Source organism: bacterium, assembly GCA_016716565.1.
Lineage (GTDB): Bacteria > Bacteroidota > Ignavibacteria > Ignavibacteriales > Ignavibacteriaceae > IGN2.
The window spans coordinates 1,325,776-1,346,299 of the sequence record JADJWC010000001.1 but is presented as its reverse complement, the minus strand read 5'-3'; the positions used below and the strand labels follow the sequence as shown (position 1 = coordinate 1,346,299).

General features: G+C 36.0%; 19 protein-coding genes and 1 pseudogene. 4 read left to right on the top strand and 16 right to left on the bottom strand.

Annotated elements, in window-relative coordinates:
• The first annotated feature begins 12 nt into the window (after positions 1 to 12).
• Positions 13 to 1,053 carry a zinc-binding dehydrogenase gene (locus IPM14_05940; GenBank protein ID MBK9097664.1) on the top strand — a complete coding sequence of 347 codons (1,041 nt, stop codon included), beginning with the start codon at positions 13 to 15 and terminating at the stop codon, positions 1,051 to 1,053.
• Positions 1,054 to 1,152: 99 nt separating this feature from the next.
• On the opposite strand, the pseudogene uvrA reads toward IPM14_05940, so the two are convergent.
• From uvrA to IPM14_05915, 5 genes and pseudogenes are all read right to left on the bottom strand, one after another.
• Positions 1,153 to 3,941: pseudogene (uvrA, locus tag IPM14_05935) on the bottom strand (excinuclease ABC subunit UvrA).
• 239 nt (positions 3,942 to 4,180) lie between these two features.
• On the bottom strand, positions 4,181 to 4,435 hold the full coding sequence (locus IPM14_05930) for a septation protein SpoVG family protein (protein ID MBK9097663.1): 255 nt from the start codon (positions 4,433 to 4,435) through the stop codon (positions 4,181 to 4,183).
• A gap of 105 nt (positions 4,436 to 4,540) precedes the next feature.
• Positions 4,541 to 5,572 (bottom strand): MCE family protein, encoded by a 1,032-nt coding sequence (locus IPM14_05925; GenBank protein MBK9097662.1) that lies wholly within the window; start codon positions 5,570 to 5,572, stop codon positions 4,541 to 4,543.
• Positions 5,569 to 6,318, bottom strand: coding sequence for an ATP-binding cassette domain-containing protein (locus tag IPM14_05920; protein MBK9097661.1), 750 nt, complete (start codon positions 6,316 to 6,318; stop codon positions 5,569 to 5,571). Before IPM14_05920 ends, IPM14_05925 begins: the two co-directional genes overlap by 4 nt.
• Entirely contained in the window at positions 6,318 to 7,058 is a 741-nt protein-coding gene (locus IPM14_05915) for an ABC transporter permease (GenBank protein MBK9097660.1), read from the bottom strand. The genes IPM14_05920 and IPM14_05915 overlap by 1 nt, the downstream gene beginning before the upstream one ends.
• Positions 7,059 to 7,322: 264 nt before the next feature.
• On the opposite strand from IPM14_05915, the gene IPM14_05910 reads away from it, so the two are divergent.
• A complete protein-coding gene (locus IPM14_05910) occupies positions 7,323 to 8,852 on the top strand; it encodes an AbgT family transporter (protein MBK9097659.1) in 1,530 nt (509 codons plus the stop codon).
• A 36-nt stretch (positions 8,853 to 8,888) separates the two neighbouring features.
• Here the strand turns inward: IPM14_05910 and IPM14_05905 are convergent, their stop codons facing one another.
• The 6 genes from IPM14_05905 to IPM14_05880 all read right to left on the bottom strand — a co-directional run bounded on the left by IPM14_05905 (position 8,889) and on the right by IPM14_05880 (position 14,088).
• Entirely contained in the window at positions 8,889 to 9,254 is a 366-nt protein-coding gene (locus IPM14_05905) for a YraN family protein (GenBank protein ID MBK9097658.1), read from the bottom strand.
• Complete coding sequence (locus tag IPM14_05900; protein MBK9097657.1) at positions 9,251 to 9,895, bottom strand: ribonuclease HII; 645 nt, start codon at positions 9,893 to 9,895, stop codon at positions 9,251 to 9,253. Before IPM14_05900 ends, IPM14_05905 begins: the two co-directional genes overlap by 4 nt.
• 15 nt (positions 9,896 to 9,910) lie before the next feature.
• Entirely contained in the window at positions 9,911 to 10,750 is an 840-nt protein-coding gene (locus IPM14_05895; protein MBK9097656.1) for a geranylgeranylglycerol-phosphate geranylgeranyltransferase, read from the bottom strand.
• A gap of 155 nt (positions 10,751 to 10,905) precedes the next feature.
• The gene (locus IPM14_05890) at positions 10,906 to 11,349 is read right to left on the bottom strand and encodes a (4Fe-4S)-binding protein (GenBank protein ID MBK9097655.1); all 444 of its coding nucleotides are present in this window, start codon (positions 11,347 to 11,349) and stop codon (positions 10,906 to 10,908) included.
• Between the two features lie 23 nt (positions 11,350 to 11,372).
• Positions 11,373 to 13,139: a BamA/TamA family outer membrane protein gene (locus tag IPM14_05885; GenBank protein MBK9097654.1), complete on the bottom strand. Its 1,767-nt coding sequence runs from the start codon at positions 13,137 to 13,139 to the stop codon at positions 11,373 to 11,375.
• Positions 13,123 to 14,088 (bottom strand): 1-phosphofructokinase, encoded by a 966-nt coding sequence (locus IPM14_05880; GenBank protein MBK9097653.1) that lies wholly within the window; start codon positions 14,086 to 14,088, stop codon positions 13,123 to 13,125. The genes IPM14_05885 and IPM14_05880 overlap by 17 nt, the downstream gene beginning before the upstream one ends.
• Before the next feature lie 121 nt (positions 14,089 to 14,209).
• Here IPM14_05880 and IPM14_05875 point away from each other — a divergent pair, with 121 nt between their 5' ends.
• Together IPM14_05875 and IPM14_05870 are read left to right on the top strand one after the other, a co-directional pair.
• Positions 14,210 to 15,436 carry a glycosyltransferase family 39 protein gene (locus tag IPM14_05875; protein MBK9097652.1) on the top strand — a complete coding sequence of 409 codons (1,227 nt, stop codon included), beginning with the start codon at positions 14,210 to 14,212 and terminating at the stop codon, positions 15,434 to 15,436.
• Positions 15,433 to 15,648, top strand: a complete 216-nt coding sequence (locus IPM14_05870) for a hypothetical protein (protein ID MBK9097651.1) — start codon at positions 15,433 to 15,435, stop codon at positions 15,646 to 15,648. The genes IPM14_05875 and IPM14_05870 overlap by 4 nt, the downstream gene beginning before the upstream one ends.
• Before the next feature lie 70 nt (positions 15,649 to 15,718).
• Here IPM14_05870 and IPM14_05865 read toward each other — a convergent pair whose 3' ends face one another.
• Genes IPM14_05865 through IPM14_05845 form a run of 5 tightly spaced genes read right to left on the bottom strand, consistent with a single transcriptional unit; the run spans position 15,719 to position 20,480 of the window.
• Positions 15,719 to 16,996: a GWxTD domain-containing protein gene (locus tag IPM14_05865; GenBank protein ID MBK9097650.1), complete on the bottom strand. Its 1,278-nt coding sequence runs from the start codon at positions 16,994 to 16,996 to the stop codon at positions 15,719 to 15,721.
• A 14-nt stretch (positions 16,997 to 17,010) separates the two neighbouring features.
• Positions 17,011 to 18,306 (bottom strand): 30S ribosomal protein S12 methylthiotransferase RimO, encoded by a 1,296-nt coding sequence (gene rimO, locus IPM14_05860; protein MBK9097649.1) that lies wholly within the window; start codon positions 18,304 to 18,306, stop codon positions 17,011 to 17,013.
• Positions 18,307 to 18,317: 11 nt separating this feature from the next.
• Entirely contained in the window at positions 18,318 to 19,139 is an 822-nt protein-coding gene (locus IPM14_05855; GenBank protein MBK9097648.1) for a phosphatidate cytidylyltransferase, read from the bottom strand.
• A complete protein-coding gene (locus IPM14_05850; protein ID MBK9097647.1) occupies positions 19,126 to 19,485 on the bottom strand; it encodes a DUF2007 domain-containing protein in 360 nt (119 codons plus the stop codon). The genes IPM14_05855 and IPM14_05850 overlap by 14 nt, the downstream gene beginning before the upstream one ends.
• Entirely contained in the window at positions 19,485 to 20,480 is a 996-nt protein-coding gene (locus IPM14_05845) for a CPBP family intramembrane metalloprotease (GenBank protein ID MBK9097646.1), read from the bottom strand. Before IPM14_05845 ends, IPM14_05850 begins: the two co-directional genes overlap by 1 nt.
• Positions 20,481 to 20,524 lie beyond the last annotated feature (44 nt).

The following is a 20,524-nucleotide window of genomic DNA, read 5'->3' as shown; positions in this document are numbered from 1 at the left end:
TTAGAAGGCATAATGGAAAGCAATTCAGACACTATTCTTAAAAGAAAAACATACCGGATCAAAAAAGCTGGTTCGATAGATAATTTACAGCTCTATAAAGAACACATGAAACCACCTTCAGAAAATGAAGTGACAGTGGAGGTAAAAGCTATCGGATTGAACTTCGCCGATCTTTTTGCAATACAAGGATTATACAGTGCAACACCTAAAGGAAGTTTTGTTCCTGGTCTTGAATACTCCGGAATAATTATCGACAAAGAAAAAAATGTAAACGAATACAATATAGGTGAAAAAATTATGGGTGCAATAAGATTCGGTGCTTATGCAACTCATTTAAATATTGATAAAAAATATATTCTGCATCTTCCTGATGATTACACTTTTGAAGAAGGTGCGGCGATGGTAGTACAGCCGTTAACAGCATATTATTCATTATTTGAACTTGGAAATTTAAAACCGAACCATACAGTACTTATTCATAGTGCTGCAGGAGGTGTTGGAATTTTTGCAAACAGAATCGCAAAACATTTTGGCGCTTATACAATCGGAACAATAGGTTCAGAATCAAAAAGGAATTTTTTAATCAACGAAGATTATGATGAAATAATTGTAAGGAAAGATAATTTCGGTAAACAGCTCACTCACGCTCTTGGAGAACGAAAGCCTAATCTTGTTCTTGAATCAATCGGTGGGAAAGTATTTGAAGCTAGTTTTAATGCACTTGCACCTTCAGGAAGAATAATTATTTACGGTGGTGCTCAGTTTATGTCACAATCCTCAAAGCCAAATCTATTAAAAGTTATTCCAAAATATTTATTCCGGCCAAAGATTGATCCGCTTTCTCTTTCAGATAAAAACCGTTCAGTGATGGGCTTCAATCTGATTTATTTGTGGGATCATCCGGAAGAGTTGAGAGAAATGCTCAACAAAATAATTGATATGAAGCTGAAGAAACCTCACATCGGGAAAGTTTTTACGTTTGATAAACTGATTAGTGCGTTGAAATATTTTCAATCCGGCAAAAGTATTGGGAAAGTTATTATACGGGTGTAAATCATTATGTATTTTAATGTAGGGGTTCAAAATTTTGAACCCCTACGAGATGCAAATCATAAACAACCCTCTGAAGTGGGAGCTGGATGAATATTATCGTTAATTCCCATTCAAATACTCTTTCAAATACTTCCCCGTCCACGAATCTTCGACTTCAATAATTTCTTCAGGTGTACCGGTTGCAACAACTTCGCCACCTTTTTCTCCTGCTTCGGGACCGAGATCAATTACGTAATCAGCACACTTGATTACATCGAGATTGTGCTCGATTATGACAACCGAATTTCCTCTTTCAACGAGCATATTAAAACAATTGAGCAGCTTTGAAATATCGTCGAAGTGAAGTCCGGTTGTTGGTTCATCAAAAATAAAAAGCGTGTGCTTGCTTTCCCTGCTTGAAACAAGATGCGAAGCTAGCTTTACTCTCTGTGCTTCCCCCGCCGGAAAGAGTATTCGAAGGCTGTCCAAGTTTTATGTAACCCAATCCAACATCGGAAAGAACCTGAAGGACGTTATGAATTTTTCTGTGATCTTTGAAAAATTCCAATGCTTCACTGACTGTCATTTCAAGAACATCAACAAGATTTTTCCCGTGATAAGTAATTTCTCTCGTTTCTTTTTTTGAAACGGGTTCCGCCGCAGTCATCACAGGTTAAATAAAGATCGGCAAGAAACTGCATTTCAACTTTTATGTAACCGTCGCCTTGACAGGTTTCACATCTTCCACCGGGAACATTGAAAGAAAAATATCCCGGCTTGTAACCTCTTGCTTTTGCCTGATGTGTCGATGCAAATAATTCTCTTATCAGCTCAAATGCTTTTACATAGCTGATTGGATTTGACCTTGGTGATTTACCAATCGGTGATTGATCTACAATTTCAATTCCGTCAATGTATTTTGCGCCGAGAATATCATCAAACTTTCCAATGTGCGAAGGAGCCATTCCGAAATATTTTGCTACTCCAGCATAAAGAACATCGTGAATGAGCGTACTTTTTCCCGAACCGCTGACACCGGTGATTACAACAAACCTGTTGAGAGGAATTTCGAGAGAAAGATTTTTTAAGTTGTTTTCCTTTGCACCGACAATTTCAATACTCTTTGTTTTTTTTGTGTTTCGTTTTTTTGGAAGAGGAATTTTCATTCTTCCTGAAAGATATTTTCCTGTAATTGAATTCTCGTTTTTCAAAATGTCATCGACAGTTCCGTTTGCAATAATTTCTCCGCCGTTTGTTCCTGCTTTCGGACCCATATCAAATATCAGATCAGCATTTTGCATCATTTCCGGATCGTGTTCAACAACAAGCACTGTGTTGCCAATATCACGAAGATTTTTTAGTAACCGAATTAGCCTGATATTATCCCTCGGATGAAGTCCGATTGTCGGTTCATCAAGTACATAAAGAGTTCCAACTAATGATGAACCGAGCGAAGTTGCAAGATTAATTCTTTGCGTTTCTCCTCCGGAAAGTGTACTGCTTAGTCTATCCATCGTTAAATAACCAATGCCAACATCGTTCAAAAAATTTAATCGCTTAATTATTTCTTTCAGAATTCTTTCAGCTATCAGCATATCATATTCAGAAACGTGTAGCTCTTCAAAAAACTTTAGTGAATGTTCAATCGGAAGTGCAACAACGTCATAAATGGATTTGCCTGAAATCTTCACCTGTAAAGCTTCTCTTCTTAATCGGGAACCTTTGCAAGCATTACAAATTGTATAGCCTCTAAATCGACTCAGCATAACACGAACGTGCATCTTGTAAGTTTTCTGTTCCAGCTTTTCAAAGAAGCCATCAATTCCATGATATGTTCCGAAGCCTTTTTTAACAAGCTCAACCTGGTTTTCTGTCAATTGCTTGAATGGAACGTGAAGCGGAATTTTAAATGGCTTTGCATTCTGAACCAAGTCACGAAGAAATGAACTGTACTTTGCACCACGAAAAGGTGCTATTGCTCCATCCATTATGCTGAGATTCGGATCAGGAATTACGAGATTCATATCGATACCGATTGTCTTGCTGAATCCCTGGCAAACAGGACATGCACCAAACGGATTGTTAAAAGAAAAAAATCTCGGCTCTGGTTCTTCGTATCTTATTCCGCAACATTCGTAATATTTGTTGAATTCTTTTTCTTCACCGGTATCTGCATTGATGATGATTAGTCTGTTTTCGCCTTCTTTGAATGTAACTTCAATCGAGTCAGATAATTTCTCCCGAATCTTTCCTTTTTCAGATTTAAATCTCTCAATTATCACCCGGATATCTTTTGCATTCTTTGCCGGAAATTTCTCTTCATTCAGATCAATAAGTTTATTGTTAGAATAAATTCTGAAGAATCCTCTTTTTTTAAGAAGATCAATTTCTTCTTTTAATGTATGTCCTTCGTGCTGATGCAGCGGAAAGCCGAGATAAAATTTTGTTCCATCAATTTGATTCTCAAGCCAATCAACAACTGTAGTTGTGGTTGCTCGTGTTACTTCCTTTCCACATTGAAAGCAGATTGTCTTTCCGATTCTTGCAAAAAGAAGTCGAAGATAATCATAAACTTCTGTGGTTGTTCCGACTGTCGAACGTGAATTTCGTGCAACAGTTTTCTGTTCAATTGCGACTGCGGGAGAAATTCCCTGGATGAAATCGACATCGGGTTTGTTCATTCTTTCCAGGAACTGTCGTGCGTACGATGAAAGACTTTCAACATATCTTCTTTGTCCTTCTGCATAAATTGTATCGAAGACGAGAGAAGATTTTCCGCTTCCGCTAACACCTGTAAACACAACAAGCTTGTTCCTCGGAATCTCGAAGCTGAGGTTTTTGAGGTTGTGCTCACGTGCACCTTTTACGATTATCCGTTTATTATTTATTGATGATTTATTGTAATTCATTTTAGAATATTGCCAGTAAGAAAAAGAAGAATTCTTAAATCAAGCCAGCTAATTTAAGGATTTATTGAATACACGAGAGGGGAAAATGTGAGTGCTTATTGAGAAGAGATGGCATCTTTTTATGTCAAAAATAGTACACTGAAAGATGTCATCTCTTAAATTCATTATTCATCTTGAATAAATCCAAAAGGGCGAGTCAATGACTCGCCCCTACAAATATTAACTAAAGAAAAAACTGTTCAATTACTATTTTTATTATACTCCTCAAGCGCCATCTTTTCGAGTTCGCTTTTCATTTCTTTTGGAAGGGTGACGGTTTCATAATACTTGCCGTCTTTGCCTTTCTGATCCGGAGAGGAAAGGAACAGTCCGTTTGAACCATTGATGAGCCGAAATCCTTTGATGATAATTCCATCGTTCGTTTGAATATCCAGAAATGCAGCGGTCTTTCCGCTACCATCAGATTTCAGGGGATTTATTCTGATGATTTTCATTAAGCCTCCTTGATTGGTGATGAAAAAATTTGAGAACAATTTATGACATTTATTGCCAGATGTCAACTATCTCCAATATGGTACCAAATCAAAATTCTCAAAAAATTATTTATTTGAAGATTCCAGTGATTTCAGTTCCTCTATTTTCCGGTCAAGTAATTCAATTTTTTCATCCAATTCTTTTGTTTTCCGGTCAATTACTTTTTCATATTCTGAAGCATCCCAATACCCACGTTCTTCAAAGTAACTCTTAAACAACCAGTTATGCTTTAATGCTTCCATATTTTCTGATAGACTAACTGCTGCAGTTTTTGATTCTTCTGAAATCTCTTTCAGATTAAAAATGAGGGCTTGAAGATTTGAATCTGCACTTGTTCCTTCAACTAACAGTGAACCAAGCACACCTTTTCCTTTTGAGGCATTGGAAATCAGAGTATCTATGCCGATAACAACTCTATTAATATTCTCAACAGCTGAATTCACAGAAACACCTAATGACTTATATTGTTGTGTGATTATATTAAGTTCATTGGTAATTGAATTAAGACTTTTATCGGCTGATTTTGTCAGATCAGTTGCAGCATTGTACAAAGCGTCATCAGTAAAAATTTTCCCGGCGGTCCCCTCGCCAGCATTTATTCTATTAATTATTTCAGAAAGGTCCTTCGTCATTTCTCTTGTGTACCCCATTATACCTTGAGTTTCTTCTATGATATCTGCAAAGCTTACGGGATCTTTTGCAAGAATTACTCCTCCATCTTTAATCGGTTCAGCTCCACCTTCACCAACTTTTAGAGATACAAATTTATTTCCGACCAAGCCTTCAGTCTGAATTTCAGCAACAGTCGTTACCGTAATGAAGTGCCTGATTTCATCCAGGAGTCTCATTCTAACTTCGATTAAGCTGACTGTATCACCAACCACTCGAATATCCTGAACAGCACCGGCATCAATACCACTTAGTTTTACCGGCGCACCATTGCGTAATCCTTCAATGTTATTAAAATAGGCTTTGATAGTAAAAGTCGGTTTAAATAGAGCTTCCTTATTGCCAAGCATAAAAATTCCAATTACCAGAAGAGTGCTTCCGATAAAAATAAAAATACCGAGCTTGGCACCGGATAGTCCTGCTTTCATTTTAAACTCCCGTTATTTTCAAATATCTCGTCACTAAAAAAGTTTTTGAGTAGTGGATCATCTGATGTTACTAATTCATTTATGCTGCCTTCTTTAACTATTTTCCCATCGTTAAGTACAATGGCTCTGTCGGCAATAATTTTAGCGCATAATAAATCGTGAGTAACTACTATAGAAGTCATTTTCAATCTGTGCTGCAAGTCATTAATGAGAACGCTTATTTCTTTTGCAGTGATCGGATCAAGTCCTGTAGTTGGTTCATCATATAGCATTAATTTAGGTTTGGTAATAATCGATCTGGCTAAACCAATTCTCTTCCTCATTCCACCGGATAACTCTGATGGCATTTTGTCTATTGCTTCGAGTAATGAAACCGCATCAAGTACAAAATGAACTCTTTCATCAATTTCTTTTTTTTCCAGATCGAAATTTCTAATGAGGGGGAATTCCAGATTCTCTCTAACACTCATCGAATCGTATAATGCCGCACCCTGAAAAAGAAAACCGATGTCTTTCCTTAATTCATTTAGTTCCTTAAGATCAAGCTGGAGAACTTTCTTATCCTGAATACTGATCTCCCCCGAATCAGGTTCTAAAAGTCGAATCATACATTTCAGCAAAACACTCTTCCCTGTTCCGCTTCTTCCAAATACTACCATGTTTTCAGCTTCTTTAACTTTCATTGATACTCCATCAAGTACAACGTTGCTTCCAAAGGATTTATGTAAATCTGTAATTTCAACCATTATTTCACCACGGGCCAGATCCAGAGTGATAGTTTTACAAGAACCATATCAAAAATTAAAATTAGCAATGATGAAACCACTACTGCACTTGTAGAAGCTTTGCCGACACCTTCGGTACCATTTTCAGTGGTGTATCCTTTGTAAGATCCGACGAGTCCGACAATGAATCCAAAAACGAAGGTTTTGGTTACACCGGGAATTGCATCACCGAATTCAACTGCAAAAATTACTCTGTCAATGTAATATGCCCAGGTCATATTCTGAACGAGGACAACAGCTATATAAGCGCCAATAAGAGATATGAAAATTACGTACACAATAAGAATTGGAAGGATAAATGTAGTCGCAAAAATTCTGGTAACAACGAGATACCTGAAAGGATTTACTCCTGAAACTTCCATTGCATCAATTTGTTCTGTAACTCTCATTGAACCGAGTTCCGCACCAATTCCTGAACTGACTCTTCCCGCAAAAATCAATGCACAGATTACCGGACCAAGTTCACGAACTATTGATATTCCAACTGAACCGGGTAAAAATGCTTCGGCACCAAATCTTTTGAGCACTGGGCTAAGCTGCATTGCGATAACCAATCCGATTATAAAACCAGTCACTCCAACAATCGGAAGAGTTTTCATCCCAAGCTCTATCATATGCTTTCGTATCTGTTCAATTTCGTAAGGAGGAATGAAAACTTCTTTAAAGAATCGCATAGAAAAATTTGTTAAACCGCCGAGCATTGTAAAGAATTCGGTTAGTCTTTTTTCTGTAGTATTGAAAAGTTTGCCAGATGTGATAAAATTATTCAATGTATCTTAATCAATCTAAGTTAATTGTCTTGTAAAAATATAGAAAATGGACGGTATTGTAAATTCAAAATGTTGAATTCATCAAATTAAAATGTTGCGGAAGAAATTTGGATAATTAGTACTATCCTGACATATTGAATTATAATTATATAGATTTTTTCAATTCAATTTCACATTATAAACTATAATAATCGAATGACAACAGATACTCCACCAAGAGTAAAATTACTAGATAAATTCCTTACAATTATTGAAAAAGTAGGAAATGCACTCCCACATCCTGCAACGCTATTTGCAATTTTTGCTGTTGCAATAATTTTTATTTCGGGAATTGTAAGCGCACTGAATCTTGAAGTAATTCATCCAGCCACTGGTGAATCGATTAAACCCGTAAGCTTACTAACTGTCGAAGGTTTACATATGATCATAGTCAAGATGGTTACAAACTTTACAAGTTTTGCACCGCTCGGCACAGTGTTAGTAGCAATGTTAGGAATAGGTATAGCTGAATCAAGCGGATTAATGAGTGCGGGTTTAAGGCTGCTTGTTATCAAAGCACCGAAAAGACTTTTAACTTTCGTGATAGTCTTTGCCGGGATCTTATCTAATACTGCAAGTGAAGTTGGTTATGTTTTATTAGTTCCGCTGGCTGCAATAATTTTTCTTGCTGTCGGAAGGCATCCAATTGCAGGTTTAGCCGCGGCTTTTGCCGGAGTAAGCGGTGGTTATAGTGCAAACCTCTTATTGGGAACTATCGATCCGTTACTTGCAGGCTTATCAGAAGAAGCCGCACACATAATCGATCCTACTTATAGTGTTAACGCAGCCTGTAATTATTATTTTATGTTTGTTTCAACTTTTGTTATTGCTGCAGCTGGAACCTGGGTAACAGAAAAAATTGTGGAGCCGAGGTTAGGAAAGTATGAAGGCGGAGCTGCGCCTGAAGAACTGAATCCACTGACTAAAGAAGAGAAAAAGGGATTATGGTACGCCTTAATTGCGGGAATTTTACTTACAGTTATTATTTTGATTGGTCTGGTCCCGGATAATGGCTTCCTTCGTGAATTAGGAACCGGTGATTTGCTTAATTCACCTTTTATGAAAGGGATTGTAGCATTTATTTTTATTGGGGCTGGATTGATGGGTATTGCGTTTGGGATAGGTGCAAAGACATTTAAAAACGATACAGATGTAATGAAAGGTATGGGCAAATCGATTGAATCACTTGGTGTTTACATGGTGCTCGTTTTTTTTGCGGCTCAGTTTGTAGCTTACTTTAATTGGACAAACATCGGACTGATAGTTGCGATAGAAGGTGCTGAATTTCTGAAATCGTCCGGACTTGGTGCAGTACCTTTAATGATAAGTTTTATAATCGTATCAGGATTTATAAATCTTTTCATGGGAAGTGCATCGGCTAAATGGGCAATTATGGCTCCTGTTTTTATTCCAATGTTTATGCTTCTTGGATACTCCCCGGAATTTGTTCAGGTCGCATATAGAATTGGTGACAGCACTACAAACATTATATCACCAATGATGTCCTATTTTGCTCTTATCGTAGCTTTTGTCGAAAAGTACGAAAGTAAAGCTGGCATTGGAACTGTAATAGCAACAATGCTTCCCTACTCTTTTTTCTTTTTACTTGCCTGGACTTTGTTATTTATTTTATGGATGATACTGGGTTTACCTGTTGGACCTGGTGCAGGGTTATTTATAGAATAAAAGAATATCAATTAGTTCATTTAAAGATAAAGAAAACTAAAAAGCATTCTCGTAGTGGTTCACAACAGGATTATTAAGGTCCTCGAACAGTATAGCAAACACATCAAAACGGCAATCGATTTCAGTTATTCCTTTATCATAAAGGTATAGTTCAGCGAGTTTCCTGATCTGCTTCTGTTTGTTTTTTGTGATTGAATATTCAGGTTCGCCAAATTCAAGATTTTGCCTTGCCTTCACTTCAACAAAAACTGTGAATCCATTTTTTGGATCAATGGCAATTATGTCAATCTCTCCGTGACTAAATCTATAGTTGCGCTCAAGAATTTGATAACCATTGTCGATTAATATTTTAGCAGCAAGATCTTCTCCTCTTTTTGCAAGTTCCTTCTTATCGAGTTTCATAATTCAGTATCATTAAAATAATCGGATGCAAAATTTATTTCCTGCTGTTCGGCGAAAATATTTTTCAGAAATGTTTTTCTGTGGAGCGGACTCGGACCGATTTTCAACAGGATATCCCTGTGCTGTTTTGTTGGATATCCCTTGTTCTGTTCCCAAAAATATTCCGGATACTGAGCTGCAAGATTTTTCATCAATCTGTCTCGTGTAACTTTTGCGAGAATAGACGCTGCTGCAATCGAAAATGATAATGAATCACCTTTGACTATTGGTATCAACGGAATTTCCGATTGAAATGCTCTGTTACCATCAACAAGTATCAAATCCGGTTTAATCTTTAAATCGTCGACTGCTTTTTTCATCGCTAATAGACTTGCATTGAGTATGTTTATTTCATCGATAACATAGTGATCGATTATTGAAACCGAATACGCCAAAGCTTTCGAGATAATTTTATCGAATAATTCTTCTCTTTTGCTTTCGGTCAACTGCTTTGAATCATTTACATCTTTTATAAACGTATTTTTGTTGAAGATGACAGCAGCAGCTACAACCGGACCTGCAAGCGGACCTCGTCCAGCTTCATCAACCCCGGCAAGATATTTTACTTTGCTGTTTAAATATTTTTTGTCGAATGATTTCACTTGTAAGCCTCTGGCTTATACTCCAAAGTAGATAGCAATTAAACCAAACACCATATTTAATTTTAAGAGATTACTTATTTTATTCAAACTTCCAGGCGTTTCATTCTCGAAAAGCAGTTTCATTGAGTAGACTAAAATAGGATTTACAATTAACATAACAACTATGAAATATTCTATGTTGTACATCTGAGTTAAAAAAGGATAAAGTGTAAAAAGCACAAGTAAAATAGTTATTACAAGAATCAACACCTTTGAATTCTGAAGACCAAGCTTTGTAGGAAATGTAATTACATCAGCTTTTCTGTCACCTTCAACATCTTCCATATCCTTTACAATTTCTCTGATAAGATTGATCAGAAAAGCAAACAATGCTGGAATTATCGCTACAGAAGGATTTCCAACCACAACTCCACCGAAGATGAAAACAAGTCCCGTTAAGAGTGCGACAACAATATTGCCAACAAGCAGAATCCTTTTAAAGATTTTTGAATAGAGGTACAACATCAGATTTGTCACAGCTACAATGAGAAAAGCCGGCAGATTGATAAGCCAGGTAAAGATTAAAGATAAAAGTAAAAAGATAAAATAAAGGACAATAGTTATTCTGCTTGATATTTTCCCAGATGGAAGAGGGCGCTCAGGTCTGTTTATTTTATCTATTTCAATATCAAAAATATCATTGATGATGTTTCCCGAAGCCATCACAAGAGAAGCAGCAAAAGCAGCAATGAATATATTTATTCCAAGTGATTTATCAGGAAGGCAAATAACAGCAGCTACAATTACTGAAATGAAAGTAATCAGGAAATTAATTGGTCGAATAAGTTTTATTATTGCTGTAAGTTTTTCTGTCAAAGCTGAAAAAGTTTTAATGAAAGATTCGCTTAAACTTACGAAAAGAAAAAGAAATCGTTCAGCTTGTCATTCCGAACTTGTTTCGGAATCTTCATCACAACGCGCGGAATGAATCAGAAGCTGAAACGAGTTCAGCTTGACGACTTTTACTTAATTCAACCTTGATCAAAACCAATTTTACGATGTGTGCCGTCACAGAAAGGTTTGTTGTTTGAACCACCACAACGGCAGAGTGCAATTGAACCTTCTTTTGTTTCTTCTTTTCCATCTGTTCCTACAAAAACGAATTTTCCTTTAACGAGATATGGTCCGCCTTTACTTACCTGGACGGTAGTTTGTGATTGCTGAGATTGAGCAGGTTGTGCCTTTTGTTCGCTCATTTTATTATTCCTTTCATATGCTAACGCTCCCGAAGGACAGTTATCAACTATTTTTATTATTTCTTCTGTTGAACCGCCAGACATATCAATCCACGGCCTTCTCTTTGGATTAAAAATTTTTAACGATGCTTTCCAGCATTTGGTTGAATGGATACAAACATCCGGTTTCCAGATGACTGTTATGTCGTTATTTGAGTATGTTTTTTTTCGCCCTGACATTTCATTCCTTTCATTAAGAACAATCAAAACTCATTAATAATTCCAAAATGTATTTTGCCTTCGCTGAATGTTTCACCTTCAGCAAGAGCAAAGCTGACACCGAGCAACCCGATTGCAGTTTCAATAGTAATTCCAAGACCATATCCAAAAATATAATCTTCCTGCTGCGCAATTCCCCGCTCCGGATCTGCATCCAGAAAATAATAACCAGCATCAAGAAAAAGAAAAGTGTACGATCTTGGTGTCAGCATCAATCTGTATTCAAGATTTGACCACGCAATTCGTGATGCCAAAAATTGCTCTTCCCTGTAACCACGGACTGTTCTTGTTCCTCCGAATCTCCAGAGATCACTTTGCTCAAAAAAAGGACCGTTAAGTTCCTTTCCGCTAACATTAAATGCCAAAACATTTCGGGAGAAGATTTCATAGAAAGCTCCGAATCCGATTGTGATCCTCTGCAAATTAATATTTGTCTCTGTTTGTGGAGTGATATATTCTGCAGGACCATTAATATCCTTATTGCTGAAAGAGTAGCTCGTTTCAAAAAGAAATCCGCTCGTTGTGGCAATAGGATCATTCCTGAAATCAATCCGAAGTCCAAGTCCTGTTGTCAACGAAGAAGAATTATAAACAGTAAATACAGGAACCTGTCGTTCTGTTGGAATAATTTCTTCGGTTGAGATAAAAGCAGACGCTGAAATATCTTCAGTGGCAAGAAATTCAAGTGCTCCACCAATCCTTCTTTGCACATAAGTGGAATCCTGAATTCGCTGGAATAGTTCAGCGTTCAGATTGAATGGAAAACTGAATAGCCACGGCTCCAAATATTTAAGTTCCAATTCCTGATTTGAGCGTGTGGGTTTCTGCCATCTGATTGCTGCGGCTCTTCCTGTCCCAAAAATATTTCTGAGAGTTACGTTTACCAAACCGGTAACATAACCTTTTTCATCATTTGTTGCAGGTGGAACATAGCCGATAATTCCATCAAAGTTATTTGTATTTCTTTCCTTCACATTAATCTGAAGAACACCATTATTCTGCGAGTCAATGTAAAATTGTGGTGTTGGAACCGGATCAAAGTAACGAAGCTTATTCAAACGTCTCGGCAAGTTCTCAATTTTCTGCTGCGAATATTCCTCACCAGTATCAATCCTAAGTTCACGAATAATCACATAATCCTTAGTCGACGTATTTCCTGTCACTTCAATTTTGTCAATTTTGCTTTTTCTTCCTTCTTCAAGAGTAATAAAAAGATCAGCATAATGTTCATTGCTGATGGAATCATCGTAGAAATAAACAGATTGAATTTTGACTGCGGCAAAAGGAAATCCACGGTTCTCAAAATCTGTAAGAAGATTACTTACGCTCGCTTCAATTTCAAATTGATTGAATATCTCTCCCCGCAAAAATTCCAGCGACGATTCGAATTCATTAATATCTATTGTATCACTTGAGCTGATTTCTATTTCTTTAATAAAAGTAGGCTGACCTTCAATTACATTGAATGTCAAAATTACTTTTTGTGAATCATCTGAAAACTCAGAATTCGATCCATCGAAAGAAAAATTAAAATAGCCATTTGATATAAGTCCGGTAGAAATACGAGAGAGAGATGTGTCTATAATTGGGGGAAAATAATTTTGACCTTCGTTCAGTCCTGCCCAGCTTAGAATTTCTGTATCGCTGAAAATTTCATTCTTGTTGATTTCTATTTTATCAATCTTTTGAGCATACAGAAAAGAAGTACCAATTAAAAAAAATAAAAAAATATTTTTATTGAGGAGTATCATTCAAATGTTTAAGAGTCTTTCCAATTGGTTCAATCCGAATTTCTTCCGCAAGCATTTGTGAATCCGGAAGTTCAACTTCACAAACTTCAAGAGATCTAGCATTTAATGCTCCAAGAGCGGTTGCAAATTTTAATTGCTGTTCAAATGTCAGCTTGTCATGCCATCCATAAACTATCCCGGAAACGAATGCATCGCCGCTGCCTGTAGAATCCACTGTGTCAATTTCAGGAGGATTTACTTTATAATGAAAGTCAAAATTGGAAGCATAAAATGGTTTGTTGCCATCAGTGAGATATACCTGCTTGATTCCTTTTTTGTATAAGATATTGAGAAAATCAATATAATCTGATTCATTTTTTAGTTTGATTTGAAACGAAGATTGCAGTTCGTCAACATTGTTATGCACTATTGTAGGTGAAGCTTCATAGCAAGTCGAAAGATGTTTTCCATAAGTATCACAAACAGAAATTTTATCCAGTTCATTTGCAATTTTTATTCCTTCAACAAATATTTTATCGTTTTCATCGCAGGGCGAACTTCCTGAAAATACAACCATCTCACATGCAGCAATAGCCTTTTCCATCTTCATTATAAAATCAGAAACTTCCTGTGAAGAAATCGCAGCATCTATTCCAAAGAATGAATAGACTTTTTCATTGGATTCGTCGATTATGATTGCTGAATCTCTTGTTTCGACTTTTGTAATTATTTCAGAGTAATTAATTTTTTCGTTCCGAAGTGATTCTCTTAAAAGTTTTCCATTGTTACCTCCGATAAACAGCATCGCAGTATTTTTTATGTTAAGCTTGTTCAGCTGTCTGTTTACATTTATTCCTTTACCGCCAGCTTTAATTACAAGTTTCCCTTGCCTGTTAACTTTAGATAGGTCAACCTTCGAATAATAATAGCGTCTTTCAAGAAGAGGATTGATTGTGATGGTTAGTATCATAAATACTATAACAAGTTCATTGTATTTTGAATAAATTTTCTTTGTAACTTAAAATTAAATAATTATTAATTTCTGTGAACGATTAAAGTTTCCTCTCAAATATTAATACGGTTAACTTCATATGAAAAAATTATTTTCAAGTTCATTATTACTTTTCTCTACTTCAGTATATTTTCTTTTAATGTTGCCGCGAATGTTAAGTTATGGAATGTTTTTTGATGGTGTTACGTATGCAAGCATCGCCAGGAATATGGCAGAAGGATACGGCAGCATGTGGAAACCATATTACACCGAAACTGTGTACAAAATATTTTATGAACAGCCGACGTTTGGTATATGGCTAGAATCATTTGCTTACAGGATTTTTGGAAATTCTGGTCTGATCGAACAATTCTGGGGCTTCATAGCCGGTTTGATTGTTCTGTTTCTTTTAGTATTAATATGGAAGGAAGCAGATAATGCAGAAAATAATAATCAAAGTTCATGGTCATTGGTATTATTGTTTACATCGATTCCTCTTTTTACCTGGTTATTCTCCAGTAATATGCTTGAAATTACCATGACGGTTTTTATTTTAGCAGCATCATATACTTCAATCAAATCAATTAAGGAAACAAAGAATTTCAAAATTTTTATATATGCTGCTGCGAGTGGAATTTGCATCTCGGTTGCTGTACTTTCCAAAGGCCCAGTTGGATTCTATCCATTGATTATCCCGCTAGTGGCCTTCTTCACACTCAGAGATATAAAACTCAGCAAGGCACTCGTTATAACTTCTTTTATACTTGGAACATTGGGAGCAGTAACATTAATCATTCTTTCAAACAAAGAAGCATCGACTTTTTTATCGAAATATCTTGAGACTCAGTTATTCGCAAGTCTATCAGGAACCCGGAAAAATGTTGAAACTCCTTTAGACGCATTGCGAGTAATTAACCGTGAAATTATGGTTCCTATAATTATAGCAATACTATTCTCAATTGTTTTCATTATTAAAGATAGGTTTAAGTTCTATTTAAAAGCAGATAAAGTATTTTGGTTATATTTCTTTATAGCACTTTGCGGCAGTTTACCTATTATGTTAAGTTCTAAACAGATGGGATGGTATTTATTTCCTTCCTTCCCTTTCTATACTCTGGCAATTGCCCGTTTGTTCGAAAATTATTCAATCAGATTAAACAACATTACAGTAGAGAATGCCAGAACCAGACGAATAGTTACCACAGTTGCGATTATATTTTTTATTACATCAATATCAATAATGTTTTTTGAAAATAATTCTTTGAGGAAAAACAAAGAATTTCATCATGATTTTTCTGTACAAACATTAAGCTACCGGAAAGAGTGATAATTTCAGTTTATCCAAAAGCTTTAGCAGAAGACTGGGCATTAGTAGCCAATATGCAGAGGTTCTATAAAATCAGTCTTAGTGATTCACTTGGCTTTAAATATTTATTAACAACAAAAGACAACACTCAATCCATGTTTATATCTGATAAGTACAGGAAAATTCATCCACCTGAACCATCGAGATACATCTTATTCGAGAAGAAAAATTAGCTTTAGTCTTTGGTAATAATATATCAATCGCTTTGTGTACATTTGTTATTATTTCAAATTATTACCTAAATTAGTACCGAAACCTATACAAATCTCCATAAAGTGGTGTGCTTGGGTCTAACCTGTAATCACCAAAACCTGAATAATCTGTAAATATAAACTGCTTGTTAAGATTATAATATTGCCAGACTTCGTACGGTTTAGCATAATACTCAAATGGATGACGATCGATATTATCCGGAGCTCCGAGAATAATTAAAACCATTCCACGATCAGATCTCCATCCTTCCAGCGAATAGGTTGTGAAATTCTGATTCGCATAAGCAACTCTGTTATAGTATTCGTTGAAAACGGGATTGTATTCATCTGCAGGGTTTGGATCCTGCTTTTTCCAAAATCCAACAAATCTTTTTGCTTTTTCAATACGTTCTTCCGGTTCTTTTATATAAGATAAATCTTCCGGGTTTGCCAGGTAAATCATCTGGTCGATCGCTTTATCAAGATCAGTTATGTAAACAGGTACACCTTTCCAGCGTGATACAAATGTTTTTCTGGATGAATCAATCACCTTTCCTGCTGAATCTTTCAATGTTATTGTCAGCAGATTCTTTCCAAGATCGAGTACCAGCGAATCAAGTTCGTGAAAAATCTGGTTGCTGCCAGACTTAATATTTATCTTTTCCTCCGAGTTGTATACCCGCTTTTCATTTTCATCAAATATCTCATAATCCACACGCAGTTTTGAGACGGTGTCAGAATAAATTTCATAAAACATTGAGAGTGCATCTCTATCGGTAACAATATTTCTTGAAACATTTGGAACTATTTTAGATTTTCCATCGACAACGGTCTTACCTGAAATCAGCATAATATCACTTAGCGATGGAAGCTCATTGAACTGTTTTATGTTTATTTTACTTTCAGTGCTGTATTCATTCTTCGAATCTTTGTCCAGTAAAGTTGTTTTTACAGAATAAACTCCGGGCGAAAGTTCGAAGGAACGGGAACCAAGATTAAAATTATCAGGTGAGTTGGTCAGTTCAAAACTTATTGCCACGATCTTTTCATTCCAAACTTTTTCAGTTATCAGCTTTTCGTTGTCCTGGTCGAAGACGGAAACTGTCATCATATACGAAGCTTCAAAACCCTGACCAGTTTTAACGAATTGAACAGCATTATATGGTACCTGGACAAAGTAATCAAGTCTTGCTTTGTCGTCAGTTCCCCGGAAAGAAATGAAATCCTGATAGTATTTAACTTTATTGTCAGGGATCTGGGATTTATTATCTGTCTGTGTAAAAGCGAGAACAGTAAAAACTCCAACGAAAATAATAATCAGCTTTTTCATTTTAATATTCCTTATTATTTCTTAATTCTAGCAAAAAGATCGTATTCATCAAAATCATAAACCTGCGCCACATAAAAATTACCCGGAACAATTTCGGTATCATCAGCATCTATTAAAACTTCTCCATCAACTTCGGGTGCATCCCGGTAACTTCTTCCAACATAAAAATCTCCCTCCTTAGATTCAACTAATACTTTCAGTTCTTTTCCGACCATATCATTATTTTTTTCAAGAGAAATCTCACGCTGGATTTCCATTAAAGTACTCTGACGCTCCTTTTTCACTTCTTCAGGAACAGGGTCACCAAGATCGTAACTAAAAGTATTTTCTTCCTGTGAATAAGTGAATGTTCCTACTCTTTCAAATTTAAATTCACGAACAAAATCACATAGCTCCTGAAACTCTTTTTCAGTTTCACCGGGATATCCAACAATGAAAGTTGTCCTTAGCACCAAACCGGGAATTTCATTCCTTAACTGAGTTAGTAATTCCCGAGTCTGCCGGCTTGTTATTCCTCTCCGCATTGATTTTAAGATATTATCCGATATATGCTGCAATGGAATATCAATGTATTTGCAAACCTTTTCATTAGTCTTGATTTCATCTATCAGTTTTTCCGGAAACCTTGATGGATAAGCATACATCAACCTGATCCATTTAATTCCATTAACTTCACTAAGTCTTAAGATAAGTTCCGCAATATTTCTTTTATTGTAAAGATCTTTTCCATAATCGGTTGTATCCTGTGCTATAAGCACCAATTCCTTTGTATTGTTTTTTGCAAGGAACTCGGTTTCAGCAACAAGCTCTTCAATAGATTTGGATTTATGCAGACCACGCATTATTGGTATTGCGCAAAAAGAGCAGGGATGATCGCAACCTTCGGAGATTTTTAAGTAAGCTGTATGCGAAGGAGTTGAAAGAACTCTTTCACCTAGTAGATTCTTTTTTAGTTCACCACCGAGTTCAGTGATTATTTTTTGATAATCTTCCGTCCCGAAGAAAACATCCACTTCGGGAATTTCTCTCTGAAGCTGATCTCTGTACCGCTCTGACAAACATCCAGCTACAAAAATTCTTTTAGTTATTCCTGAATTCTTGCTGGCAACCGTACTCATTATCGTATTGATTGATTCTTCTTTTGCTGCTTCAATAAATCCGCAGGTATTTATGATAACTGTATCAGCTTCGGAAGGATTTGTGCGAAGGTCAAGATTATTAAGCTGCAATTGTCTTAGCAATCTTTCTGAATCAACTGTGTTTTTGGCACAACCTAATGTAATTACACTAACTTTTTCCCGCGTCTTCATTTCTATAAATATTAATTGAAATATTTTAGATACAGCCAGATAGCAGGTGCACTGAACAACAACGAATCAAACCTATCGAAGAAACCGCCGTGACCCGGAATTATTGAAGATGAATCTTTTACTTCTGCATCTCTTTTTAAAAGTGATTCTACCAAATCGCCGATCTGTCCAATTGTTCCGATAAGTATTCCTATGATTACAACACTTTGCCAGCTCAGGAAATCCAGCACAATCACCTTCGCCAAAATCATAGTCCCGACCGAGAAAATAAAACCAAAAATTGCTCCTTCCCAGCTTTTTTTAGGACTTACACGGGGAAATAATTTATGCCTGCCAAAAGTAATACCACCATAATAAGCGGCGGAATCTCCTATCCAGATAGAAGCAAGAATTGAAATGATTAAGTACGCACCGTAAATATTTGATTCGATACCAGCTGAGTAGAATTCTCGAATGGAAATGAATGTTGTTGAAAAAATTCCGATATAGAAAATTCCGAGAAAGGTTGCACCGAGGTTCAAGATTGCTGAACCGTTATTCCTGAATAATTCTACTGCAAGCAATAGCAGTGAAACTAATATTATTAAATCAGCCTGATCATAGAACTTATGAAACCCGTTTAGCAGCAATGAAAAAATAATTAAACTGCCAAAAATCAAATTCACATTTGCATTTTTATTTTTTGCAAGCAGACTGAATTCATAAAACGAAAGTATGCTGATAATCGTAACGAACGCAAAGAAATAATAACCTCCCAAATAACTGGAGATAAGGATTATCGGAATTGCAAGAATTGAAACGATAACTCTTTTAAAGTTTTCAGTCGCTGCCATTTTCCCCGGAATCTAAATCCTTTTTTGTTACTTCCTGAATAAACTCCAGTGCTTCAGGAACATCAGCTTTTTTAACGAATAACTTTACTACTGATAAATCGCCAGGAGCGGGAAAACTTGAATCTTTCTGTGAAAGAACAGATGCAGCAATACCAGCGCTTTGAAGATTTTTCTTTAACATCTCAACCTTGATTTCACTAAACGCGGTATAAACAAGAGCCCAATCCTGCTCTGAAAGTTCTTCGTAATTCTTTAATTCAGATGCATCAACAAGCGGAGTATTACAGTCGGGACAAATTGTTATCCCGGGAACGTATTCATATTTACAATTTGGACATACAGCCATTATATCGTCTCCTCTATTTTTCTACTTTGATAATATTTTTTTATGATAAACATTAAAACGATAAACGAAACCAGCAACACGACAAAGTAAATTATGTTCGTATCCAGTGAAGCTACATCGGAAACATTGCTTTTAAATAATTCATCATCACCGATTATGAAATACAGCATTACTGCAAAAAAGTTATTCAGGAAATGAATAATTATCGGAATCACAAGCGACTGGCTTGAGTAAGCTGCAAAACCAAGATAGAATCCGATTATTGCAAGCGGTATTAATCCATAAGGATTGAAATGGTATAATGCAAAGAATATTGCAGTTAGCCAGGCAGCAATATGCGGTTTAAATTTGAAACCAAAACTCCTCTGAATAAAACCTCGGAACATCACTTCTTCACAAATTGCCGGAATGATGGAGATGGTAATTATCACAAGAAGCACTTCAACAAAATTGTCAGCACGGAGCAGATTGCCGAAAGTTTTTTCTATAAGTTCATTCAGCGAATCAAGCAGGAATTTAATCGAGTTAATGAATTCAGAGGATTGTGCCAATTGTTCAAAAAAATAGTTTTGTATATAAAGATAACTTTGAAGCAACGGAGTAAGAATTAATATTCCAATCACGAACAGCAAAACTTCCTTTATGCGCGGTACTTTTAGTGAAATAATTTTCGAAATATCACCATAAATCCATTTGCTAAATAATATTGCCGGAAGAAAAATGAAAAGTATCTGCCCGATGATTGTGACAAACCTGATTCCATTCACAGGTGCGGCTTCGATATCGAAGCCAAAAATTAAAATAGTCAGCAGTCCGCCAACAAACTGATAAAGAATAAATCCACCAATTAAGCCAAGAAAGGCTGCTGCAACAGGTGAAATTAGCGGATAAGGTGACTGCAATTCGGTTAAATTCTTTATTTCTGTCGAATTTTCTACATCCGGTTGATTTTGCTGATTATTTTGTTCTTCCAATTTACGCTTTGAGTTTTCTATGAATTTTATTTAAAGCAAAGTTAACAAATTATACAGTGATTAAT